This window comes from Methanococcus voltae, from assembly GCF_024807655.1.
Taxonomy (GTDB): Archaea; AGJL01; Methanococci; order Methanococcales; family Methanococcaceae; genus Methanococcus; species Methanococcus voltae_D.
This window is the reverse complement of record NZ_JANUCR010000002.1, coordinates 72,211-95,166: the sequence shown is the minus strand read 5'-3', so window position 1 is coordinate 95,166 and position 22,956 is coordinate 72,211. Positions and strand designations below refer to the sequence as shown.

29 protein-coding genes are annotated in these 22,956 nt (G+C 28.6%); 2 read left to right on the top strand and 27 right to left on the bottom strand.

All coding sequences use genetic code 11. The annotated features are described in order from the left end of the window. Positions 1-6 precede the first annotated feature (6 nt). From J3E06_RS03050 to J3E06_RS03035, 4 genes are all read right to left on the bottom strand, one after another. Positions 7-783 carry an ABC transporter ATP-binding protein gene (locus tag J3E06_RS03050; protein ID WP_013180997.1) on the bottom strand — a complete coding sequence of 259 codons (777 nt, stop codon included), beginning with the start codon at positions 781-783 and terminating at the stop codon, positions 7-9. A gap of 87 nt (positions 784-870) precedes the next feature. Then, entirely contained in the window at positions 871-2,040 is a 1,170-nt protein-coding gene (locus J3E06_RS03045; RefSeq protein ID WP_259163956.1) for a FecCD family ABC transporter permease, read from the bottom strand. Between the two features lie 8 nt (positions 2,041-2,048). Further along, positions 2,049-3,158: an ABC transporter substrate-binding protein gene (locus J3E06_RS03040; protein WP_013180995.1), complete on the bottom strand. Its 1,110-nt coding sequence runs from the start codon at positions 3,156-3,158 to the stop codon at positions 2,049-2,051. Positions 3,159-3,420: 262 nt separating this feature from the next. Next, positions 3,421-5,307: a bifunctional NADP phosphatase/NAD kinase gene (locus tag J3E06_RS03035; protein ID WP_013180994.1), complete on the bottom strand. Its 1,887-nt coding sequence runs from the start codon at positions 5,305-5,307 to the stop codon at positions 3,421-3,423. A gap of 207 nt (positions 5,308-5,514) precedes the next feature. On the opposite strand from J3E06_RS03035, the gene pstK reads away from it, so the two are divergent. Beyond that, positions 5,515-6,357, top strand: coding sequence for an L-seryl-tRNA(Sec) kinase (gene pstK / locus J3E06_RS03030; RefSeq protein WP_013180993.1), 843 nt, complete (start codon positions 5,515-5,517; stop codon positions 6,355-6,357). Here the strand turns inward: pstK and J3E06_RS03025 are convergent. Both J3E06_RS03025 and pfdA read right to left on the bottom strand, forming a co-directional pair. Next, the gene (locus tag J3E06_RS03025; RefSeq protein WP_013180992.1) at positions 6,354-7,649 is read right to left on the bottom strand and encodes an amidohydrolase; all 1,296 of its coding nucleotides are present in this window, start codon (positions 7,647-7,649) and stop codon (positions 6,354-6,356) included. The two genes, pstK and J3E06_RS03025, sit on opposite strands and share 4 nt — an antisense overlap. 170 nt (positions 7,650-7,819) lie before the next feature. Next, positions 7,820-8,269: a prefoldin subunit alpha gene (gene pfdA / locus J3E06_RS03020; protein WP_013180991.1), complete on the bottom strand. Its 450-nt coding sequence runs from the start codon at positions 8,267-8,269 to the stop codon at positions 7,820-7,822. Positions 8,270-8,625: 356 nt separating this feature from the next. Here pfdA and J3E06_RS03015 point away from each other — a divergent pair, with 356 nt between their 5' ends. After that, a complete protein-coding gene (locus tag J3E06_RS03015) occupies positions 8,626-8,928 on the top strand; it encodes a monovalent cation/H+ antiporter subunit E (protein ID WP_013180990.1) in 303 nt (100 codons plus the stop codon). A 31-nt stretch (positions 8,929-8,959) separates the two neighbouring features. Here the strand turns inward: J3E06_RS03015 and J3E06_RS03010 are convergent, their stop codons facing one another. From J3E06_RS03010 to J3E06_RS02910, 21 genes are all read right to left on the bottom strand, one after another. Continuing rightward, on the bottom strand, positions 8,960-9,349 hold the full coding sequence (locus J3E06_RS03010) for an HTH domain-containing protein (RefSeq protein ID WP_013180989.1): 390 nt from the start codon (positions 9,347-9,349) through the stop codon (positions 8,960-8,962). A gap of 262 nt (positions 9,350-9,611) precedes the next feature. Continuing rightward, complete coding sequence (locus J3E06_RS03005) at positions 9,612-10,253, bottom strand: HPP family protein (protein ID WP_013180988.1); 642 nt, start codon at positions 10,251-10,253, stop codon at positions 9,612-9,614. A gap of 378 nt (positions 10,254-10,631) precedes the next feature. Next, entirely contained in the window at positions 10,632-11,393 is a 762-nt protein-coding gene (locus J3E06_RS03000) for a 4Fe-4S binding protein (RefSeq protein WP_013180987.1), read from the bottom strand. An 86-nt stretch (positions 11,394-11,479) separates the two neighbouring features. Further along, complete coding sequence (locus J3E06_RS02995; RefSeq protein ID WP_157209416.1) at positions 11,480-11,962, bottom strand: 4Fe-4S binding protein; 483 nt, start codon at positions 11,960-11,962, stop codon at positions 11,480-11,482. 60 nt (positions 11,963-12,022) lie between these two features. After that, on the bottom strand, positions 12,023-13,282 hold the full coding sequence (locus J3E06_RS02990; RefSeq protein WP_013180985.1) for a 4Fe-4S binding protein: 1,260 nt from the start codon (positions 13,280-13,282) through the stop codon (positions 12,023-12,025). Positions 13,283-13,420: 138 nt separating this feature from the next. Continuing rightward, positions 13,421-14,551, bottom strand: a complete 1,131-nt coding sequence (locus J3E06_RS02985) for a nickel-dependent hydrogenase large subunit (protein WP_013180984.1) — start codon at positions 14,549-14,551, stop codon at positions 13,421-13,423. Between the two features lie 172 nt (positions 14,552-14,723). Then, on the bottom strand, positions 14,724-15,185 hold the full coding sequence (locus tag J3E06_RS02980; RefSeq protein WP_013180983.1) for an NADH-quinone oxidoreductase subunit B family protein: 462 nt from the start codon (positions 15,183-15,185) through the stop codon (positions 14,724-14,726). Positions 15,186-15,345: 160 nt separating this feature from the next. Further along, positions 15,346-15,759, bottom strand: coding sequence for a DUF1959 domain-containing protein (locus tag J3E06_RS02975; protein WP_013180982.1), 414 nt, complete (start codon positions 15,757-15,759; stop codon positions 15,346-15,348). An 86-nt stretch (positions 15,760-15,845) separates the two neighbouring features. Next, positions 15,846-16,139, bottom strand: a complete 294-nt coding sequence (locus J3E06_RS02970) for an energy-converting hydrogenase subunit EhaL family protein (protein ID WP_013180981.1) — start codon at positions 16,137-16,139, stop codon at positions 15,846-15,848. Between the two features lie 4 nt (positions 16,140-16,143). Next, a complete protein-coding gene (locus J3E06_RS02965) occupies positions 16,144-16,383 on the bottom strand; it encodes a hypothetical protein (protein WP_013180980.1) in 240 nt (79 codons plus the stop codon). Positions 16,384-16,568: 185 nt separating this feature from the next. Continuing rightward, the gene (locus tag J3E06_RS02960) at positions 16,569-17,444 is read right to left on the bottom strand and encodes a respiratory chain complex I subunit 1 family protein (protein WP_013180979.1); all 876 of its coding nucleotides are present in this window, start codon (positions 17,442-17,444) and stop codon (positions 16,569-16,571) included. A gap of 1 nt (position 17,445) precedes the next feature. Beyond that, positions 17,446-17,658, bottom strand: coding sequence for a hypothetical protein (locus J3E06_RS02955; RefSeq protein WP_259163931.1), 213 nt, complete (start codon positions 17,656-17,658; stop codon positions 17,446-17,448). A gap of 268 nt (positions 17,659-17,926) precedes the next feature. Further along, positions 17,927-18,589, bottom strand: coding sequence for a proton-conducting transporter membrane subunit (locus J3E06_RS02950; protein WP_013180977.1), 663 nt, complete (start codon positions 18,587-18,589; stop codon positions 17,927-17,929). A gap of 158 nt (positions 18,590-18,747) precedes the next feature. Next, positions 18,748-19,458, bottom strand: a complete 711-nt coding sequence (locus J3E06_RS02945) for an EhaG family protein (RefSeq protein WP_013180976.1) — start codon at positions 19,456-19,458, stop codon at positions 18,748-18,750. Between the two features lie 177 nt (positions 19,459-19,635). Then, positions 19,636-20,139 carry an EhaF family protein gene (locus tag J3E06_RS02940; protein ID WP_013180975.1) on the bottom strand — a complete coding sequence of 168 codons (504 nt, stop codon included), beginning with the start codon at positions 20,137-20,139 and terminating at the stop codon, positions 19,636-19,638. Then, complete coding sequence (locus J3E06_RS02935; protein ID WP_013180974.1) at positions 20,123-20,398, bottom strand: EhaE family protein; 276 nt, start codon at positions 20,396-20,398, stop codon at positions 20,123-20,125. The genes J3E06_RS02940 and J3E06_RS02935 overlap by 17 nt, the downstream gene beginning before the upstream one ends. 109 nt (positions 20,399-20,507) lie before the next feature. After that, complete coding sequence (locus tag J3E06_RS02930; protein WP_013180973.1) at positions 20,508-20,786, bottom strand: DUF2108 domain-containing protein; 279 nt, start codon at positions 20,784-20,786, stop codon at positions 20,508-20,510. A 72-nt stretch (positions 20,787-20,858) separates the two neighbouring features. Next, entirely contained in the window at positions 20,859-21,149 is a 291-nt protein-coding gene (locus J3E06_RS02925) for a DUF2109 domain-containing protein (protein WP_013180972.1), read from the bottom strand. 35 nt (positions 21,150-21,184) lie between these two features. Next, positions 21,185-21,691: a hypothetical protein gene (locus tag J3E06_RS02920; protein WP_013180971.1), complete on the bottom strand. Its 507-nt coding sequence runs from the start codon at positions 21,689-21,691 to the stop codon at positions 21,185-21,187. Between the two features lie 21 nt (positions 21,692-21,712). After that, positions 21,713-21,949, bottom strand: coding sequence for an energy-converting NiFe hydrogenase A subunit EhaA (gene ehaA / locus J3E06_RS02915; protein ID WP_013180970.1), 237 nt, complete (start codon positions 21,947-21,949; stop codon positions 21,713-21,715). 202 nt (positions 21,950-22,151) lie between these two features. After that, positions 22,152-22,787 (bottom strand): helix-turn-helix domain-containing protein, encoded by a 636-nt coding sequence (locus tag J3E06_RS02910; protein WP_048187642.1) that lies wholly within the window; start codon positions 22,785-22,787, stop codon positions 22,152-22,154. Positions 22,788-22,956 lie beyond the last annotated feature (169 nt).

Genomic DNA, 22,956 nt, shown 5'->3' with positions numbered 1-22,956 from the left:
TATTAATTATAAATTCGGAATTACTATTTTTTTATTATTATATTGAAGTATATCCGTTGATAATCCATAAATATCCATAAATGTGTCTTTATTAAGTAAATCCTGACCGCCACTATTCACAATAGTCCCATTTTTCATAGTGAATATCGTATCAGCGAAATATGTTAAATTAGGGTCGTGTAAAGAGAATAAAATTGTTTTACCATATTCTTTAGATATTTTTTTAATTACGTCCAATATTAAAACTTGATTTTTAAAATCTAAGAAACTTGTGGGCTCATCAAATATCATTACTTTACTATCTTGAATTAGAGCTCTTGCAATCATTACCAGTCTTTTTTGACCCCCACTTAAAGAAAGGAAACTTTTATTTGCCAAATGCTCAATTTGCAATTTATTTAGTGTTTTATAAACTAATTCTTCATCCTCATTTGTTGGGCCATTGAAAAAATTAACATACGGGTTTCTACCCATTAACAATATTTCAAAGACAGAATAATTAAAATTAATACTAAATTCCTGTGCAGAGTAAGTTATAAGCTTAGAACGTTCTTTTGGTTTTATATTTGATATTTCATTATTTGAAATTATTACATTTCCATCATAATTTAATAGTCCTGAAATACACTTTAATAATGTGGATTTTCCGACCCCATTTTGCCCCAATATGCATCCAACTTCTCCTTTTTTTAATTTTAAATTGCATTCATTCAATATTTTTTGATTATCAAATTTATAATTAAAATTTACATTTGAAACATTTAACATTAGTTTTTTTGCCATAATACTCATCCCACCGATATTAAGTTTAAAATTCTTGATATTTTTAAGATTTTTAAGATTTTAAAAGTATTAAAAGTATTAAGATTGTTAAAATTTATTCTGATTTTTAATTAATATTTTTAAAAGTATTGGAACTCCAATTATTGAAGTCATTACACTCAACGGTAATTCTGAAGGGGTTAAAGAACGTGCTATCGTATCGCAAATTAACAATAAAGACGCCCCTGTAAACATTGACGCTGGTATCAAACGTCTATTATCCACCCCCACCACCAAACGAGCCATATGTGGACTAACCAATCCTATCCATTGTACCATACCTGCCATTGCAGTAGCGGAAGACGTTCCAAGTGTAGCAAGTAATATTATAAGTGCAGAATACTTTTTAACGTTTAAACCTAAAGATTTAGCATTTTCTTCACCCATTGATAATATATTAAACTGCCATTTTAATAGATTTAATCCAATTATACACACAACTAAAGGTATTATTGTAATATACACATCATCCCACCGGATTCCGGTAAAACTACCCAATAACCAGTATGTAATTGCTTGCAATTTATCTGCAGGGTCTGCAACATATTTTATAATCCCTACACCTGCGGAAAATAATGCAGAAACTGCAATACCTGATAATACTAAGTTTATAATGCTGGATTCGGATTCATTTCTTAAACTACCATTTAATTTTTTCCCAATTGTGTATGTGAGTACCATTGCCATAATACCAAATGTAAAAGCTGACATTTGTATTGCATATGGGTTATATGAGAGTAATAGAATTGCCAAAACAGCACCAAACGCTGAACCACTTGTCACCCCTAGTATATTAGGTCCTGCCAAGTAATTTTTAAATAAATTTTGTAATGCCACCCCTGAAAGAGCTAAACAAGCACCTGAAAGTGAAACTGCTATTAATCTCGGCAGTCTAACGTTTAATAATATATTATTTGCTAAAGAATTAGTAAATATTTCATTTGGGGCAAACCACAATCTTCCAATGAATAAAGATAAAATGAAGGAAATTATAAAAATTAAAGGAAATAAAACTAATGAATAATTGGTTTTTTTACCATTAGGTTTATTATTACTATTATTATTGATATTATTATCGTTAATTTTAGTATTTTTATCAATTTCATTAGATTTATCAAACTTATTACTTAAATTAAGTGCAATTAACATATGTTTAATAAATTTAAAGTCCTTTGAATTTTTAAAAGTTAATTTCTTCATCTTTATCAGTTTTATCATTTTATCACTTAATCAACTTCGTCTCCGACGATATTCACTTTAGAAATCTGCTCTGGAGTCATATTATACACGTCAATGTATTGTTGGATTGCTTCTTCTTTTATTGATATATTCATAGCTTCAGGATGCAAAACTTTTGCAGTCCAAATTAAACCCAATGTAAATTTAGGGCTTAAAACATCCCAAGAATCTCCATCATTAGGCATTCCATAAACTTCACCGTTTTTAACAGCATTTATTTCTTTCCAACCTTCGTCATTCATCAATTGATTTTTAGCATCTATTGAGGTGAAATCTCTGGAATATGTGATTACGATTATTTTATCAGGATTCCAATTTGCTATTTGCTCCACATTTACGGGCATTTTACCAGTTTCAAGTTCTTTTGAAACACTTTCTCCACCAGCAATTTCTACCATTTCATTGCCCCAGAAATCTCCCCCTGGTGTCCAGAATGAGTTTTTCTTAGCACTGTGTGCCAATACTAAAACTTTAGGTTTATCAGTGCCTTCGACAGTGTCTTTCACGAATTGAACTTTTTCTTTATAATATGTAATTAAATAATCTGCTTTTTCAGATTTATTGAACATTTTACCCATATTTGATAATAATTTATAGTAATTAGGCACTGTTTCAATATCTACGAAAAATACTGGCACATCTAAGCTGGTTAATTGTGTGTATATGCCACTTTTTTCATTCCAGTATGGTGCAAAAACAACATCTGGATTGGTTTTCTTAATTTCTTCTACATTTTCAGTATTTACTTGTGCCATATTGTCGAAATTAGGATTTAATATTTTTAAGAATTCATCGCTTCCCTGAATACCTTTACCGGCTTTAATCGTATCCTGAGCGTCTAAAGAATATATTATCGGTGGTACCATTCCATATGTAGAAACCACACTTTTACAAGGGTAATTTATCGTTAAACTATTGTTTAAATCATCAGATAATAAAATAGTTGAAGAATCGACCCCCGTATTATTAACTACTGTATTGTTAGCATTACTGTCGCTTTGAACTGTAGTACATCCCGACATTGCCAAGATAACAGATAAAAACATTGTTAATAGGATTGTTTTTAAATTTTTTCTTATATTATTACTCAATTCCATAAAATACACCATTTTAATAAATATAATTAACTTCTTAAATAATATATTTAGCATTTTAATCAAAATCGTAATATATTATAATTACTTTTGAATTAATAAATTAATATAATATAATTACAGTAAGTATATTAGGTTAATCTAATATATAAATATAACAACTTTTGATTAACATATTATATTTAAAAAAAGTAGGAAAAGATTATAAAGTACTAACATAAAAAATAAATAACTGAAAAATAAAAAATAAAAAATAAAAAGATAATTATTCCATTAAGCTTAATTTTTTGACCTTATTATAGAAATTACTACCTTTCACAAAATACGTATAAGAATTAGACTTCCTAAACGTAATTTCATCACCTTTAGAAACCAATGCTTCTTTATTACCATCTATTACAACCATTGCAGATTTTTTCATTATTTTAAGCTTTATTTCAGAATTTCCATCTACCACAAGCGGTCGAGAGGATAATTTAAATGGACATATTGGCACAATTATGAAAGCATCGACAGTAGGCTCAATTATCGGCCCCCCTGCACTTAATGAGTAAGCAGTTGACCCATTAGGGGTTGAAATTATAATACCATCTGCACGGACATTTTCAGCCAAAATACCGTTTATATAAACCTCAAAATCCATTATTTTTGCAGGATTGTTTGTCGTAATCACAACCTCGTTTAAAGCGTCGGATATGAATTTTTGCATTTCTTTTAGTTCTTTTTTTCCAGCATTTTTATCATTAAAATCATAATTTATAAGTCCAGATAATTTAGTACGTTTTTCGATAGTGTAATTACCATTTAAAACGCTATCAATTGCACTATATACATCTTCTTTGCCAAATTCTGTTAAAAATCCAACTGTACCCATATCTACGCATATTATGGGTATTTCATTACCTTCTATTAGTTTAGAAGCCCTTAAAACTGTTCCATCACCACCAATAGATATGATATGAGAAATATCCTGTATATCATCCATTAAATTAGCATTCAATCTATTATTAAGTGCATTGTGTATTCCTTTATCTAATTTATAGGCTATACCTTTAGATTCCAAATATTTTACAGTGTTGTATGCAACATTTAAAGATTCTTCGTTGTCAAATCTGGAAATTATTCCGATTTTAGTGGGTTTCAATCTCCATTTATTTCCAAAAGTTCCCACAAGTTTTTTATGTAAATCCTTATTCGAACATATAAAAGAGCTTTTTTCTGCAATATCTAATGGTAAATTCATTTGCATACCGTTTTTAGTGGTTATATCACCACCTGCTTCTTCCAATATGATATATCCTGCCGCCATATCACATAAACGAGTTGTTTCGTTAACATTTATGTATGCGTCAAGTGAACCCCTTGCCACATAACACATTTCCAAGGCTATAGACCCAAATATTCTTATCCTACTTATTTTACGGTCTTTTATAAAATTTAATGTTTCAGAAGACAAACCATATGCAAATACGCCCATAGAAGCATCTTTTAAATTTTTAATATTTGAAACATTGATTTTTCGTTTTTCGCATTCCTTACCATTTTTTAAAACATAAGCCCCTTTATTTTTTTCTGCGTAATATGTATCCCCCGTGGATATATTTTTTACAACGCCAACGTCTAAATCATTTATTGTAAAATTTTTCTTTACAAAATCTTTTAAAGTATCTAAAAAATTCTTTTCATTGGCTTTTGATTTTTTATTATTATTAATATTATTATTAGTATTATTATTAGTATTATTATTAGTATTATTATTAGTATTGGTATTATTATTGTTTAAAATTAATTCCTTAAGTTTCTCTAATTTATCGTTGCTTATTTTACCCATTGCCAATGAAACTGAGTATATGGGAATATCGTTTAAAGCGTTATATGTACCATCAATAGGGTCTAAAATTACAATATACTTGGGCGTTTCCCTACCAATTATCTTAAAACCTATTTCTTCGCTAATTAATATAGTAGAGCAGGACTTTTCAAGAGAACTTATGGCAATATTTTCCGCTATCAAATCTATTCGTTTAGTTGGCGTACCATCAGCACCTATTTTAACGATTTCGTTAGATTTCTCCCAACCTATTAATGGGCGAATACTTCTTTCTAAATTCTCTGTCACCTTTATTGCCATTTTAAGCATATCTGCGGTCATTTTTACACCCTGATTACTACATATTAATTAATATAATTCCAATTATAGAATACTCATAATAATAAATTATTAATACATATGAATGTGAATAAATTAATTAAATCTTATTTAATATTTAATATAATATGTAATTCTAATCATATAATATTATTTAATTAATTTTAAGGAGTATTAAACATTTCAATATCTTAATTTAAAGGTGTAATTATGTTGATTATGCTTGTAGGGTTGCCTTCTGTGGGCAAATCTACATTTTCTAAAAATTTATCAAAAAAATTAAGTGAAAAGAATTTTGACAATATAATATTAGGAACAGATTTAATTAGAGAGAGTTTTCCTGTTTGGAAAGAAAAATATGAGGATTACATCAAAAAAATGAACAATTATTTGATAAGTGAAGCTTTAAACGAAGGATTTACAGTTATAATAGATGACACTAATTATTATAACTCCAAAAGAAGAGATTTAATGCATATGGCAAATTCAAAAAATAAAAATTGCATATCTATTTATTTAAAAGCTCCTTTGGACGTTTTACTTACTCGAAACATTGCGAGAGGTGCTAAAATCCCCAATTCAGTTATCGAAGATATGTATTCTAAATTTGATGAAATGGGGACAAAATACAAATGGGATAAACCAGATTTAGAAATAAATACACATCGAGATGACATAAACTTTGAAGAAGTTGCCAATAAAATCATTGAATTGAATAATATTAAAACAAAAAATAAAGAACTTGAAAAAGATGTTAAAAAAGATAATTACTCCAGTAATAACAATAAAAATATTGATGATATCGATGAACTCTTGAAAGAGTTTAAAAATAGAGTGGATGTAGAAACTAGGCACGTTATGGGTGAATTTATTAAAAATAATAAAAATTTATCCAAAAATACAATTAAGGAATTATCAAATTATCGTAAAAATTATATTAAAAACATTAAAAAAATTGTAGATATTGAAATTAAAGAATATAACTCAGATTTAGACGATTATGCTTTAAAATATTTAGAAGAATTTAAAAAAGAATTAAAAAAAATTATTTAATTCACCAAATTTAAATAAGCTTCTTCTGCTTTTTCATAAACTTTATCTTCATCCATTGTAGTCATTTTTCCGTCTTCTAAAACTATTTTTCCGTTTATAATTACGGTTTCAACTACGCCGTTAAATGAATATGCCAAGTGTGAAACAATATTCTTATTAGGTATTAAGGTAGGGTTTTTTAAGTCCAAAATTACTAAATCTGCCCACATTCCTTCTTTTATTTCACCAGAATTATAGTTTAAAGCTTTACTTGCGTTTTTAGTTGCCATATTTAAAACTTCAGAAACTTTAACGACTGTTGAATCTTGTTGAACACCCTTATGGATTGTTGCACAAGCTTTAATGCTTTCAAATAAGTTTAAATTATTATTACTTGCACATCCATCTGTTCCCAATGTAACATTTATATTATTCTTTAAATATGTTGGAATAGGGGCTATACCAGAGCCTAATTTTAAATTACTAAGAGGATTATGGGAAACATAAATATTTTTATCCTTTAAAATCTTCATTTCATTTTCAGATACGTGGACACAGTGTGCTGCAACTACATTTATGTCATCAAATACCCCTAATGAATTTAAAAATTCGAAAGGTCTTAACCCTGTTTTCTCTTTTATTTGTTTTATTTCGTCTTCTGTTTCATTCATATGTATATTCATAGGTACGTTATGTTCTTTTGCTAAATCGTGAGCGTGTTGCAATAATTCTGCTGAACAAGTATATGGAGCGTGAGGACCTACTGCTGCGTTTATTAATTCATTTTTATTATGTGCTTTTTCTAAAGAATTAAGTACATCTTTTTGCGAGTTCATCTCACTTTCTCTTTTTTCTTCATCACATAAATCAATAAGCCCGTATGATAACGTACATCTCATATTAACAGATTCTACAGCTTTTATAATAGAATCAGTGAAGAAATACATATCATTAAAAGCGACAGTTCCTGTTTTAATCATTTCCATACATCCAAGCATAGTGCCTGCGTGAATTATTTCTTCATCCAATTTAGCCTCTAAAGGCCATATGTGATTACCTAACCAGTCCATTAAAGGTAAATCATCTGCTACTCCCCTAAATATTGTCATAGGTATGTGCGTATGCGTATTTATTAAACCTGGCATTATTGCTTTTTTAGTGCCGTCAATTATAGTAGCTCCTTCAGGAATTTTAAGGTCTCCCGCATTGCATATTTTAGTTATCAAATTATTTTCAATTAAAATGTCTGATTTCTTACATTTTTGTGGTTCTTCAAAATTATTTAATAATAGTATATTTTTAATTGCTATCATATTATCATACTCGTTATTGAATTAGTGAATTAGTGAATCTAAAAATTTTACAAAAGAACTATCTTTTAAAAAATAAAATTTATACTGTTAATTTAATAATAGTATATTTGAATATCATATTTGAATATTTTAAGAATAATAGATTAATAGATTAATGTATAATTGCTCCATTATTGATTTGGAGCATTTCTACCTCTTTGTATTAATTTTTGTCTTTTTTCGATTTGCTGAGCTCTTTTTTCTAAATCTGCCCTAATATTTGTTATTTCCTGGTTTAATTTTTTAATGTGTTCGTTAATTACATCTTTTGTTTTTTGTAATTCTTCAATACTATGTTTGAAATCTTCTGCAGCACTTTCCACGTCTTTTTCAATAAATATGTCTGAAGAAACAGCAACAATTACTTTACCTGGTGTTTTAATCTCAGCTTTTACAAAAGCACCGCCACCTAATGGTATAATAACTTCACCCTCGGTGTTTGTACCATACATTGAATCGATACCTTTTTCAAGTTCTGATAACATTACATCGATGCTGGAAGATTCTTCTTGTAATTTTTTTACTTGCTCACCGTAAACTTCTAATGCCATAAATTGATTTTGAGTTTCTTGATTTTGCATACTCTCACATCCTTTTTACTAACTTTTGTTAAAAATTTATAGATTTATAGGTTTATAATTTATAGACTTATAAGTTATAAGTTATAAGTTATAAATATGAATTAATATATTCGTATAAATTTTTTTAGTTTTATATCTATAAAATAATACAGTATACATTTATTTATCTTTGCATTTAATTTGAATTAATAATCGAATAGTTTATAAATTATCAATTCATATATTTGTATAACTTTATATTTATGATAATGAATTTCAGATTAATAAATTTTAAATTTAACTATGATTTAATACATACAATATATAATATACGGCATATCCATTAATTAGTTTATGATTCTTTTAAAGGTGTAATGATGAAGTTATTGAGTATTTTTGAATATATTGTGGTTATGATAAAAGCAATTGCAGAGGCTTGGGTTGATGTATTCAGAAGATGTACGAATAATCAAATAAACCCTGAAATAATGGATATAAACACTGAAATAAACAGTTTATATGGTCAAGTTTTGCTGGCCTGCAGTATTACAATAACTCCGGGTACTTTAACCATAGATTTAGACCACGACTCAAAAACTCTGAAAGTAGCTTCAATAAGTCCGAGAAAAAGAGACGAAATAATACCTTTTGAAAAATATATTAAAAATATATTTGATTAATTAATCTTTAAAAAATAAATAAAATTCTTTTTTATTGAAAAAACCAGCTTGGAAATTCATATAATTTATAACCTCCCAAAGGTCCAGGTTTTGTAGTAATACCAAATCCCAGTTTTTTCAAATCATTTATACGATTGTGGACTGCAACTCGGCTATCCCTTTCAATGTAATTTTTTAAGTATTCTCCCGAAATATATTCGGAGTTCTTTGACAAGATACCCTTATTTCGCAATATTTCAATAATCTCAGTATTGGACATCCCTTTTCTTGACATATCTTCATAAAAGTCATTAATATCTAAAAAAACACAGAGGATTTTAAAATGACCCAAATCTAATTTTAAGTTAATTTCAAAAGCTTTTTCAAGAAAAGTCCAAAATTCAAGCTCTCTCTTTTTATGAATATCTAATTTATTTAACATTAAACAACACCAAAATTTTACAAAACGTTATTAATCTTAAATTAAACGCATAATAAAATATAATTAATAAGTAAATTAAGTATTATTAATTATTTATAACTATTGTCAAAAATTATTAAATAAGATTTAAATTATCTTTAATTAGTAATTAAAAGAAGAATTTTGAGTATTCGGAGTATTATAAATTATCAAAAATAAATAAGATAATAATAATAATAATAATAATAATAATAGGATACTACAATAATGGAAATTTTTAATATTATTTTCTAACTATGGATTTATGGCTTACTTTACGAGCGACTGCAATTTCACCTATTTTTATCAAACCAGTGAAAAATCTCTCCAAACCCCCACATGACCAAATTGCTTGACCAAATGTAGATTTTTTGATTCTTGATTCATACTCCTTACCCGTTATATTTTCGCCAGTTATCTGTTTTGTAACAATTGCTGCTGAATCCATTAATTCGTCCCAAGAAATGCCCTTTAATTCGGAATTTAAAGATTTAAAGATTTTATAAACTGGTATATCATACATTTTTGCCAAAGTTTTAGTAATATCACAATTCCTAACCAAACCAACTAAAGTGCCATCGTCGGTTAAAACAGGAATGCTAACAACTTTATGCTTTACAATCTTCAAAACCGCATTTTTTGCAGGTTCTTCTTTATTTAAAACGATTATAGTATCTAAATTATGCATTACATCTTTTATGAGAGTTTTTTTATCATCCACTATCAATAAATCAATCGAATTTACCCAACCTACTAATTTATCAGACCTATCAATTATTGGAGTACTAAACTTTTTACGATTGTGCATAATTTTTGAAACTACTTCCACAGTATCTTCAGGATATACTTTTATAAACTTCGTGTCCATTAATGCTTTTACTTTCATTTTACGCCTCCAATATAAAAATAACACTAATTCCTAAGATGAGCCCATTCATAACTCATAAATCGCCATAAAGAATATATTTACGATTAAGGTTGGTACCTCAATACAATGTAATAAATTTAATAAATTAATACCTTTAATACATTTAATACATTTAACGATTAAATAGCCAATTTATTAACATATATCGATTAAATACAAATTAATAAAGAAATATAATAATATAAAGTTAAGGTAATATAATATACTCTGTAAATTATATTTTATACATTATTTGATTTAATATTCTAAATAGGTGTAGTATATAATAAAAAAAATTTATAATATAAATATAATATCATATTTAATTATTAATTAGATATCTATATAATTATAACTTTAATTTTTAATTATTTTAGATATGGCGGAGACTGGACAATTTTTTTCACAAATTCCACAGTGTACGCATTTTTCATTATCGATTATAATTTTTCCATCATAGGTAATTGCAGAAACTGGGCATAAGTCATGGCAAACCATACAATCGATACATTTATCGGTTTCCACAACAAATTCATCTTCAAATTTGATATCGCTAAGTTCATAATCCACTTTTATTGCATTTACTGGACATACTTTCTCACAAGCTGTACAACCCATACATAAGTCTTCATTTATATCAATGGAAACTTTTTTCTCAACTTTAATGGCCTTAGGGGCGCAAAAACGCTCACAAATGGCACATTTTATACACTTGTCCATATCCAAATTATGTTTTATTAATTTTATTTTACGATGTTCTACGGGCATCTCTTCTATTTTATATATTACATTCTCCTTAGTTTCATCTAAAAATGCCTCACCATTTAAAACTTCTATGGCGCCCACAGGGCAGGTTTTTGCACATATTTCACATTTTATACATTTTTCTGGAATTATCTTTGCAGAATTTTTTAAATTTGGCTTTTCAATTGCATCGACAGGGCAAGCTTCCAAGCATAATTCGCAGTGTACACACTTTTTAGGTTGTATATATAGGTTTTTTTGTAAAGGAATTTTCAAACCATCTGCTAATTGGTCTTTAATTTCCTTTTTATCATAACTTAAGTCTTGGGAAATTACGTCAATTAACTCATCAACAGGTTTTTTAATTTTTATCATATATCCACCTAAGAATATTAATAAACTAAAATTACAATTTATAAATTATTATATATCATTTATTCTTAATATATTGAGTATATTGGTTATTCGTATGTAATCGCATTTGCAGGACATATTTGACCACAATGTCCACATAGGACGCATTTTTCAGTGAATATCATTTTATTCTGATTTTTTTCAATGGATATCGCATCAAAAGGACAATTTTTTAAACATATATTGCACATTATACATTTTTTTGCATCATAATTCAATAATTTATGTTTTTCGTGGCTTTTTTTAATTTTTAACTCGTTATTTTTAATTTTAAGCTTTATTTGTGTAAGCGATATGGCTTTGACAGGGCATACATCTATACAGGTCCCGCAATGTACACATTTTTCGGTTATTACCGTATTTTCTGGAAAATTTAAATCTATAGCATCAACAGGGCATACTTCTATGCACTTATTACAAAATACGCATTTTTCATTATCTATATCAATATAACTTTTAATATATTGGTTATTTAAATTTAAATCCACATTTAAATCGCCAAAATATTTTTTTAGAATTTCAGATGACATATTAACACCAATTGTCATAAGTTATAATTAATTTATAATTAAGTTTATTTTAAACCTAATTTATAAATTTAATTCATTTTTCCCCTTTTCAAGAATCTCATCTTTTGCAATAACGTAATTTTTAGCATAGTTTTCCAAATCTTTTTCGATTAATAATTGGAAATTACCCCTAACAGAACGATATTTATTTAATTTTTCAGATTCTGAAGTTTCTGGGAAATCTATTGCATCAACAGGGCATTCCCTATGGCATAAACCACATCTTACACAATAATCTGGGTTTATATAGGGCATATTAGTTTCTGAAGAAATAGATATGGCATTTTCCACATTACAAGCCTTGCTACATATCCTACATCCGATACACTTATCTTCATTTATGATATAACAATTTTCAGTGTTCAATGTCTTTTTAACCACTTTTCCAGTTCTTATTGCAGTAGTAGGGCATACTTCTATGCACAAACCACATTTTACACATTCTAAAACATTTAACTCGTTTAAGTCTATTTTTCCAGGACATACATCAACACAATTATTGCACTTTATACAAAGACTTGACACAATCCTTGGAATTTCATCTATTGAATCAGGCGCATATTCTTCAACGATAAGTATATTCTTGATATTATTATCGTTAGTATCATCATTAGTATTATCTTTATTAGATATACCCTCAATATTTTCAGTATTTGAATTGTTATTAAATGTTTCATATTTTATTTTCTTACTTTTCTTCAAGAATTTCAGATTTTGAGCCCTATTTATCTTTTCAGATAGTTCATATTCATTGTATGATTTAATTGCATTTTCCACTGGGCATGCTGTTGCACAACGATTACAACCCACGCAATCATTTGATTTTATTCTATAAACGTTATTTTCATAAGTTATTGCATTTACAGGGCAAATTCGTCTACAACTATCGCATTTTACACATAATTCATCATCGATTATGTAATTATTTATTTTTGGGACAGTCCATATATATTGCTTAGCCTCTTTTCGTAAAGTACCTTGCTCCAAAACACCAGTTGGGCAGGTTTCTACACAATTACCGCAAGCTATGCAAGAACCTGGAAAAAAAACCGGTAAATTTTTACCATATTCTTCTGAATATTGCATTTCTATTGCTTCAGAAGGACACGATTGATAACAACCATTGCAACTAATACAATTATCGGGTTGGTCGATACTTACCGGAATTCTACGGTATCTTTCTGGCGGTACGTAGGCTTCTTTCTCTGTTTTTGCATTTGCAAATCTTTTTAACCATTTTTTCCTTACAAATTCGTAAAGATACCAAATTGAAGATGACATAGTACGATTCCCTAATTTTTTTATAAAATATACGAATAATTATGATAATTATGATAATTATAATAAATATGTATAATATATAATATGTATAATACGGATACTAATTATTAAATTAATTTATTTTTAGTTATTATTTTATTAAAAATCTTTATAATTGGTGGATTTACCCGTTATAACGTCTTTTAATATTATTGTTCGTTCAGTACAGGAGATACAAGGGTCTATAGACGTATACGTAGCCACAGCATCGGGAACTGTTGGACAAGTCTTTAACATATATTTGTATGCTTCAAGGTTCATAACAGTTGGAGTTCTTATAATTATTCTTTTAATTAAACCGCCTTCCGTAATTGCCATTTTATAATAAACCTCGCCCCTGTGAGCTTCATTCCTATATTCCCCTTCTGTTGCGTGGATTATAGCCTTAGTACGGATAGGGCCAGAACATTTTTGATACATATCCAAAGCTTGTCTTATTAAATCAATGCTAACCATTATTTCTTCGTGTCTTACCATCATTCTGGCAAAATTATCCCCTTCACTTCTCCAACAGGGTTTAAAATTATATTGGCCGTATAAATCTGACCTAAGTCTCCAATCACTTTCAGGAATTCCAGAAGCTCTTGCTACAGGTCCTGCGGCTCTTGTTTTCATTAATTCTTTATAACCGAGTCTTCCAATATCCTTACTTCTTAATCTAATCATAGGTCCAGACCTGAACACTTCAATGATATTGTTCATATCATCTTCAAATAAATCAAGCTCTTTGTATACTTGGTCGATTATGTCTTTTTTTAAGTCTAAACGAACTCCACCAACAACGTTATAACCCATATTGACCCTATTACCCGTTATTAGTTCTAAAAGGTTCATTACAATTTCCCTTGCATTTAGCATCCACATTGCAATGGTTTCGTGCTCAATAGTCAAATTATAAACTGCTGCAGCAATTAAATGACTATGGATACGTTCTAATTCAGTGGTAATAACCCTTAAATGACCTGCTTTTTCGGGTGTATCAATATTACACATATGTTCAATACACTCTGCAAATGTTTGAGTATGAATGTATGAGCATATCCCGCAAACCCTTTCAGAAAGGTGGATGCCTTTCATATAACTTTTTCCTTCCATTATACGCTCAATTCCACGATGCACATACCCCATATCTATTTCGGCACCTTTTACATTTTCCCCCTCTACTAAAAGCTTTATTCTTAGTGGCTCTTTTAAAATCGGATGTATTGGTCCAATTGGTATTACGTTCATAGTATCTCCATTTTAATTTAAATTTGATTATGGTATAATTATAATTAATTAATAACTGAATATATGAATGAATAAATATAATCTTATTGACACGTATTTTTTAATTAAATATGTTTTTGAGGATTATTTTAAATTTAAAAATTAATTACGTTAGTATTTAGATATAATTAAATTATTTATCCTTATTTTTTGATTCCATTTCTTTTAACATTTTTTCTTTCATTGCTAAAGCTTCAGGAGCAATTGAAACTACTGCTTCGATTATTTCCGAAGGTCTTGGAGGACAGCCGGGTAATTTTGCATTTACGGGGATTATCTTATCTACAGGCCCATAAACGTGACCTTCTTTAAAGATACCGCAACTTAATGCACACGCCCCTACTGCAACCACCACCTTTGGTTCGGGCGTTTTATCAAATATTTCTTTTAATCTCTTTTTCCAAGGTAAAACCACAGGTCCAGTCACTACTAAAACGTCGGCTTCACGTGGGTTATTGTGTACATAGATTCCATATTGTTCAATATCATATCGAGGAGCTAAAGCAGATACTACTTCGATGTCGCAACCATTGCAACCACCCGTATTTACGATACAAACATTTATAGAACGTTTTCTTGCAAAATCTTTAATCATAATACCACTTGCAATAATAATATATAATATTTTAATTTATTTTAAATTAAAATTAATTATTTATCCTTATTTTTAATTATTTTTAATTATTTATCGTTTAAGTTAGATTTAGAATATATAATAATATAATATAATATAATATAAGGATAATTAAGCTTAATCAATCTTTCATCAGCGCTATGGTCAATTTACGCCCTTTATCGAGTGCTTTTTCATAATCAACCTTGTTGATTAATGTATCTTCCACAACTTTTTTTCTAATTAAATCTGCATCGTTTTTAGAGATTATACCTAAAAAATCAGAAAGCCAACAAAGTCCTAAATCAATATCGACTTTTCTACCCAAACAACCCATTTTAGCTTGCTCAACATATGCGTGAATCTCATACAACGAAGTACCGTCATAATGACTTGCAAATATGCCCACGACCTCATCAATTGGCAATTTTAAAGCTCTTGAAATAGGCATAATAGCATCTTCCATCACATAACGATTATCTTTTATAATATTGTATTTCTGCGCCAAACTGTCTTTATCATACGTTTTATCAACATAATTGTCTTCTTCAGCCATGATTTCACCATAAATGTAAAAACTTCCAAGATTACCGTTAAATCAAGTATAATCTATTAGAATATAGAATTAATAAAATATACTACTTAGATAACCAATGTTATGAAATATATCAATAATGCAATTAATATGCCCATGTAAAACTCTTTTGAGCCATAACCTGCCCGCATACCCAAAGGAAATGAAAGAAAAGCTATTGACAATGGCATATATACTATAAACAGCGCAGAACCAATTAAAGCTATTATTAAAGCCAATTTATCAGTTTTCTTTTCAGAGTATGGCGTACTGTATTTTTTATAACTGTAAGATAATCCAAAGGAAGAACCAATTATAAATGCTATTACACAGTAAAGTAAATAATAAGGTACTATAGTCATTTAATCACCCTAATAACGTAAAACCTGTGTATATAAAAGCCAAAAATACTAAAAACATTAATAAATGTTCCAAATTCTCTAAACTGTGGGCTATTTTCAATTTAGGAATTACTAATGCAATTAGTGTTAAAGCCGTAAATATAGCCAGTGCCCAAATAACGTCAATTTGCATAGTATTTACAGATAATACCATCAAAAATACTACTATGGATGCTAATCCTATCATATGGCCGTATTTTTTCATAATAACACCTTGGTTATCTTTTATACAATAAATATTAATAATAAATAATTAAAACTTAATACTTAATACTTGATATTTAATACTTAATAATTAATAATTAATAATTAATAATTAAAAATTTATAGGGAATATTTTAAAATAATCTATTAATTTTTAAATATAAATTAAATTGGCAATTTATTAACTTAATGAACTAATCTATACGCTAAATCAATTAATGTAAGTGAAGCTATAGAGATTTGAATCATTACAGAATGGTGTGGTGTTAACATCGGTGTTAATGCACAGATAAAGGAAACTATGAATGTTAGAACTGCCATACCAAACAAAGCCGTAGCAGGATTTAATACCAAAGGACCAAGGAATAATGCCATAAATAGCCATAAAAGCACAAACCACGCTAAAGCATCACCTATCATAATTATACCGCCCAATAAACCATAATGTTCGGTCATATACCCACTTACAATGTCCTTACCTTTTACAATACCAAAAGGACTGTAAGGAGCTTTTGAAACCACCAAAACAAACAATGCAAATGCACATAGTGGCAATTGGTAGATTAAAGGACCATTTATGACTTGGTAGTTAATAATATCTCCAATCATTAATGTGTTTGTAACGATGTATATTATACCAACAGCTGCAAAAAGCGGTACTTCTGCCGCTGCTGAGAAAACACTTCTCACACCACCCATTTTTCCATAAGGAGAACCACTACTTAGTCCACAGCCGTGTTCAACGATTTTTTGGAGTACGTATAGTCCTATCATAATTAATAAGGAAGATTGGAATATTATGGCGATAGATAATGCACTCATCCATACCATCATATCCATAAGGGCTACAAAGACGTAAAGAGGATTACCTGCTGTTGAAGGAAAAGTTATTTCCTTAAAGTAAAATTTAGCGGTGTGTATTAAATATTGGATTATTGGAGGTCCAGGTCTTCCTTGTATACGAGCTATTACTTTACGATGAAATCCGAGTAATGTGCCACCCACTAAAAAAGCATATAGCGCATAAACTAAAGAATTTACCATATAACTAACTGTTTCCATATTACCAACCTCTAAATGGAATTTTGCCCATTCCTTCCCGTTTAGTACTTGGGTTTAACAATATTCCGATTCCATATATTAAAAATGGTGTAGATACCGCCATTCCCAAATAGGTAAATAAATCACCCAAATTAGCCATATAAATATATGAATAGCCTGCAATTCCGATTATAAGAGCAATTATACCACTTTTGAATTCTGGAGTCAACTTCACATTTTCACCAAAATGATGAGTATTTGTAAATTTATTATAGATTTGTAGTCTATAATTCACCATACATTTTTATAATACTATAAATTTAATAAGAACGATAAATAAGTAATATTTTATAATTTTAAAGATATTTTATAAGTAAATATTGTATAGAATATTTTTATAGAATATTTGTATATAATATATTGTGAATAAATAATGAAATATAAATAATATTTTAATAAAATATAGTAAACTATAATTTGGTAATCTTTTGGAGATAATTATTTTAAGATATTGTCAATAAAATTTCAACAGTTCTAATAATCACCAATAACGATGACAAGTGTATCATAAGGATATAGGGAGCTCCTGGAGCTCTAAACATCTCTGCTTTAGCTGCATAAAATGGTGCAACACCAGTTTCTCCAACCATACCTATTGCGTAGATTGCCTTTTGAAATAACAAATTATTATGTTGTTTTGCCAGTTCCAAGATTGATAAAGTACCAGATTTTGCCAATATCAAAGCTGCCGCACCAAACAATGGCAATGATGAAATCATCGCTATAATTCCATAATGGAAAGCTGCGTTCAAAACCCATTCTTTTTTTACTGCTGCTACAATACCTATGTTAGATAATCCAATAACTGCCAAAAACAGGGCAAAATTAAATATATCCCCCGTTAACATTGCAAAAGCTGTTGCAATACCACAAATTACAGACATTAATCTTCTAATCTTTAATTCATTAGGGGTTACGTAATTATACTTATCTCCAAAATTACCAAACTGCGCTACGACTTGTTTTTCTGGTTTTGAGAAGTAAACTAATATTGTAAAAATAATAGAAACTATAAAACCTATTATTGAGAAATCAGTTACATAAAACCGGATATCGCCAAGCGGTATAATTCCGTAGAGAAACCCAGAAATTGTACTAAACACCATCAAATCACCAATAAACACCTAATAAGTGTTCAATATTAACAATATCTTTTATTATTTGTTTTATTAAAATTTAAAATATGGATACTTAAATAATTAAGTAATTAAGTAATTAAGTAATTAATTATGGAATATATTAAGAAATACAAAGCTAAAATTAGCTAAGGTTCCCATACTTGACCAATTAATCCTAATTTGGAGCCTACCTTTAATACCAATCCTAAAGCTGCTATTAAAAGGAATACTGACCATTTTGAAGGCATTATGAAAAATCCTAAAAAACCCAAAACCCATAAAGCCCAAGCAATACCTGAAAAAGATATAAAACCATCCCAGATATTTAAAAAGTCCGCTTTAGATATCTTTTCACCAATTACTCGCTTAGATAATAAGTAATATATCAAACCTGATGCCATTACTGCCCCACCGGTGAAACCACTTAAAATTGCCCCGTAGATTATTAAAACTACTGCTATAAATTTAGGGCTTGTCTTTAAGATTTGCATTTTAGTAAATTCCACGTTCAAATTAGGGCTTCCTTTTATGGTAAACTCTTCTAACAGCTTAGATTTTCGAGATTTTGACTTACACGTTATTTTTTCATCGGCAATATTTTTCCGGGAAATATATATTTCAGAAACGGCCAATAATTCTGCCATACCTACAACTAAACCTGGAAGAATTAGAGCTTCAGCAAGGTCAGAACCTACGGACGCCACAATAATTAACATAGCCAATTCAACGACGTCACTGAGTATTATCATATTTACGTCCCATTTTTCCCGAGAAATGGCGTATAGTGAGATAACACCTACTATTATGCCTACTATTATCGAATTACTATAAAACATACTTACAATGTCGAGTGGCATTTTTACACCTAATCGTAAATCTAATTGTTAATTTATTAATTATTTAATCAATTGACTTAACAATAACTCAATTAATTTAATTTTAACAGTATTATATTAGTTTTAACAGTTTTAAAAGTTAAAAGTTAAAAGTTAAAATTTAAATAACTATAATGTAATTATTTCTAAATTTATTTTTTAGAGATTATTGTCAATTTCGTCCACATTTTCGTCTTCATCTCTATTTCTATTCACATATAACCATCCAAATACCATAAATGATATCAAAAGGGTTGAAGATTCAAGAACTGTATCCATACCTCTTGTATAATACAATATCTCGTCCAATATTCCCCCAGGCGTTGAAACAATGGTTGTTCCAAAATAATAAGTATTTTGAGAAATCCACGTCGCCAATGGAGTTAAATAAGCAGTTATTTGTCCCAGTATAGGTTCATTTTCCGGATATTGAGATTTAACGTCTGCAGGCTCTTCGAGAGGTATACCGCCCCTATCATAAGGTGCTAAAGGCGTTTTTAAAATTTGACTTTGAACATCTGCTTTAGGGTATAATTGGTCACTGTTAAAATCAAGTGGCATAAAAACCATTATGAATAAAGATAAACAAAGAAACCCTGAAAATAATCTTGAAACAGTGCTTGGCTTTGAAATATAATTCCAAGCATCATTTATTTTTTTCATGATAGTCCTCCGCATTTTCTACTGTTTTTATTACTGCCCTGATTAAAACAAGACCAATTGCCGCATTAACTGCTAAGAATGTCATTAATGCTAAGGTATGATTATATGCAAGTAATATGAGACTCAAACCTACAGAAGGAACTTCTACATTTAGAAGTTTTTTTATGGGGTCTTTTGACATTGGTCCAAGTACCGCTCCTATTGTGCCGATTATTAATAAAATATAACCAGTATACATCGTATATTGCACAAGCTCCATAATATCACAGTTTTAGCAATTTAATTATTTTGATTAATTATTTTGATTAATTTTTTGCATATTTTTGCATTATTATTTTAGGAATATTATTTTATTCAGTATTAATGTATTATTTAGTCAATACAGGAATTTCTTTTGAATATTTTTTCTTATTTTTCAAAATATATTCGTATTTTACAATACCTAATAAAAGGATGACCGTACCAATTGGTTCTAATAGAGAAGATACAATTGCTACGTCTAAATACCTAAAAGAAACGATTAAGCCGATTAATCCAGTTTCCAATAGTGCAAACATTATTATTTTATTAATATTGTCTGTGTGAACTATAGTACCAATGCCACCAAGCAAACAGCAGGCAATTGCAATTATAGCCAATAGTTCCATATAATCACCGAAATCATTAATCATATGTGATATGAGTATATTTTACAATTTTTAATAATATTAATTATTATTTTATTTAAAAAATTCATCATCGTCTTTTTCGAATTTATCAATATCTTGAAATTTATCTAATTCACCTATTGTATGAGCTATCGCATTACTTGATAATGTAGCAAATACAAAGTAAATTATGGACACTAACGCACCCATTGGGGAATTTATGTACAATGCAATTAATGCTGCAACAGCAAAGTTTAAACAACAAAGTATTGGCAATTTTAAAGCCCTACTTTTTGTTAAGAATATCCTTGCGACACAAATTATCCCGATAAATCCTATTGTTAGAATTACTAAGCTTTCCATAATATCACAAAATCATTATATTTGTCATATAAAAGTTATAGTACTTTTAAAGATTTACCTACAGAATATAGTACTTTAGAAGCTACTTCATGGTTTAAACCTTGTATTGTAAATATTGCAATCACCATTCCTGCAATAAAGTATTTAGGTTCCACTAAACCCGTTAAACCACTTAACAAGTAAATTATACAGGTCATAGTGGTAGCTCCAATAGTTCCAGCATATCCTGTATCATGACATAGTCTATTTCCAATGTAAATTAAAAGTATGGCAATTAATCCACCTTCTAAGCCCATTGTGTAGTAAAATATTGAAGCCATAAGTGTCCCGGCCGAAGCATCTGGTGAACATACAATATTTCCCATGAAATAGCCACCATTTAGATTTCCGCCGATTGATTGTATTTTATTACCTATTACATTAGCCCCTTGAACACCGGGAGCTTTTGGAAGTCCAAAAATTGTATCAACAATTACAAAATTAAACCAACATATTATCGATGCTATAATAATATAGCCTGCTTCTAAAAGTATTGATGACATTTAAACACCCTACTAAAGCCATTAAAAGATTTTATTAACATATTTTGAGAATATGGCGGAAATAATTCCTATAGATACCACAACAACCACATCTAACTCAATAAATTTGTGCATTATTGCAGTCAAACCAACAGCAATGAATGGAGTAGGAAATAATACTGTAGGTTCGAAAGAATTCATATCATAACTAATTTTTAGCTTCAATAAATATGCAACGACCATTGAAACCAAAACTGCTATAACAAATAATTCTATCATGATTACACCATTTTATTAACAAAATTAATTATTTGATAATATTATTATATCTTATTAATTTATTATAAATTATTAATTTATTATATTTTATTAATTTATTATAGTTTATTAAGTTATTTTTTATGACGTATTAAAGATTATTTTTAAATTTAATACATAAATTTTAGTTATTAGATAATTTCTAATTTATTTTTACTTTAAATTACCAACAGTGTAATATTATACAGTCGCCCCTGCAAGAGTATATGGGAGGAAGTTCTGATTTTGGGAATATTTGAATGATAGTTTTATTTTTCAAGGTATTAGAAACTTTTTTTTCCAATCTTCGAATATCTGCACAATCTAAAAGTACCACTTCCTTTTTATCAAAGTGTTTACCTTCTATTTTCATCTTACCCCTGAAAAAATCTATTTTTTCAATTTCAATTACGTCAACTCTTTTTTTCAATTCTTCAGAAAAATATTTCTTATCTATTATGTAAACGGGGTATCCTTCTACTTCTTGACGACACTTGTGGTCTTTTTCATGAGTAATATCATATATAAATTGAACAATTGCAGATTCCAACTTAGTAAGCGATAGTACATCTAACAAATAAGAAATAGGGTCTTCTTTAGATAGTGCATTAGAGGATTTTAACAAACCCAATGTTAAAGCTGCTGCATGAGCTTCACCTATCTCTCTTTTACCTTTTTCCAACATACTTAAATGCGACTGACTTACTCCGCTTTCTTCTGCCAATTTAGATTGAGTTATTTTTAATTTATTTCTAAATACTTTAATGTATTTGGGGTCGAGTAAAATTACTCTTTCAATAATATTAAGCTTAGAATACATGTTATCTTCCATAATACTCCACGAAATATAAAATACAAATTTAAAGTTGTAAAATATATCCGCATTCGTAAATTTAAACTCATATACTTGTTATTATGTAATATAAAGTTTTAAATTAGATTTTAAAGTAGATTAATATATTATTCAATTAATTTAGGAATATTAATTT

Bases quoted from the DNA above. Each gene is read 5' to 3' on its own strand.
- J3E06_RS03050 (WP_013180997.1), bottom strand. From the start codon at position 783: ATGGCAAAAAAACTAATGTTAAATGTTTCAAATGTAAATTTTAATTAT.
- J3E06_RS03045 (WP_259163956.1), bottom strand. From the start codon at position 2,040: ATGATAAAACTGATAAAGATGAAGAAATTAACTTTTAAAAATTCAAAG.
- J3E06_RS03040 (WP_013180995.1), bottom strand. From the start codon at position 3,158: ATGGAATTGAGTAATAATATAAGAAAAAATTTAAAAACAATCCTATTA.
- J3E06_RS03035 (WP_013180994.1), bottom strand. From the start codon at position 5,307: ATGACCGCAGATATGCTTAAAATGGCAATAAAGGTGACAGAGAATTTA.
- pstK (WP_013180993.1), top strand. From the start codon at position 5,515: ATGTTGATTATGCTTGTAGGGTTGCCTTCTGTGGGCAAATCTACATTT.
- J3E06_RS03025 (WP_013180992.1), bottom strand. From the start codon at position 7,649: ATGATAGCAATTAAAAATATACTATTATTAAATAATTTTGAAGAACCA.
- pfdA (WP_013180991.1), bottom strand. From the start codon at position 8,269: ATGCAAAATCAAGAAACTCAAAATCAATTTATGGCATTAGAAGTTTAC.
- J3E06_RS03015 (WP_013180990.1), top strand. From the start codon at position 8,626: ATGAAGTTATTGAGTATTTTTGAATATATTGTGGTTATGATAAAAGCA.
- J3E06_RS03010 (WP_013180989.1), bottom strand. From the start codon at position 9,349: ATGTTAAATAAATTAGATATTCATAAAAAGAGAGAGCTTGAATTTTGG.
- J3E06_RS03005 (WP_013180988.1), bottom strand. From the start codon at position 10,253: ATGAAAGTAAAAGCATTAATGGACACGAAGTTTATAAAAGTATATCCT.
- J3E06_RS03000 (WP_013180987.1), bottom strand. From the start codon at position 11,393: ATGATAAAAATTAAAAAACCTGTTGATGAGTTAATTGACGTAATTTCC.
- J3E06_RS02995 (WP_157209416.1), bottom strand. From the start codon at position 11,962: ATGTCATCTGAAATTCTAAAAAAATATTTTGGCGATTTAAATGTGGAT.
- J3E06_RS02990 (WP_013180985.1), bottom strand. From the start codon at position 13,282: ATGTCATCTTCAATTTGGTATCTTTACGAATTTGTAAGGAAAAAATGG.
- J3E06_RS02985 (WP_013180984.1), bottom strand. From the start codon at position 14,551: ATGAACGTAATACCAATTGGACCAATACATCCGATTTTAAAAGAGCCA.
- J3E06_RS02980 (WP_013180983.1), bottom strand. From the start codon at position 15,185: ATGATTAAAGATTTTGCAAGAAAACGTTCTATAAATGTTTGTATCGTA.
- J3E06_RS02975 (WP_013180982.1), bottom strand. From the start codon at position 15,759: ATGGCTGAAGAAGACAATTATGTTGATAAAACGTATGATAAAGACAGT.
- J3E06_RS02970 (WP_013180981.1), bottom strand. From the start codon at position 16,139: ATGACTATAGTACCTTATTATTTACTTTACTGTGTAATAGCATTTATA.
- J3E06_RS02965 (WP_013180980.1), bottom strand. From the start codon at position 16,383: ATGAAAAAATACGGCCATATGATAGGATTAGCATCCATAGTAGTATTT.
- J3E06_RS02960 (WP_013180979.1), bottom strand. From the start codon at position 17,444: ATGGAAACAGTTAGTTATATGGTAAATTCTTTAGTTTATGCGCTATAT.
- J3E06_RS02950 (WP_013180977.1), bottom strand. From the start codon at position 18,589: ATGGTGTTTAGTACAATTTCTGGGTTTCTCTACGGAATTATACCGCTT.
- J3E06_RS02945 (WP_013180976.1), bottom strand. From the start codon at position 19,458: ATGCCACTCGACATTGTAAGTATGTTTTATAGTAATTCGATAATAGTA.
- J3E06_RS02940 (WP_013180975.1), bottom strand. From the start codon at position 20,139: ATGAAAAAAATAAATGATGCTTGGAATTATATTTCAAAGCCAAGCACT.
- J3E06_RS02935 (WP_013180974.1), bottom strand. From the start codon at position 20,398: ATGGAGCTTGTGCAATATACGATGTATACTGGTTATATTTTATTAATA.
- J3E06_RS02930 (WP_013180973.1), bottom strand. From the start codon at position 20,786: ATGGAACTATTGGCTATAATTGCAATTGCCTGCTGTTTGCTTGGTGGC.
- J3E06_RS02925 (WP_013180972.1), bottom strand. From the start codon at position 21,149: ATGGAAAGCTTAGTAATTCTAACAATAGGATTTATCGGGATAATTTGT.
- J3E06_RS02920 (WP_013180971.1), bottom strand. From the start codon at position 21,691: ATGTCATCAATACTTTTAGAAGCAGGCTATATTATTATAGCATCGATA.
- ehaA (WP_013180970.1), bottom strand. From the start codon at position 21,949: ATGATAGAATTATTTGTTATAGCAGTTTTGGTTTCAATGGTCGTTGCA.
- J3E06_RS02910 (WP_048187642.1), bottom strand. From the start codon at position 22,787: ATGTATTCTAAGCTTAATATTATTGAAAGAGTAATTTTACTCGACCCC.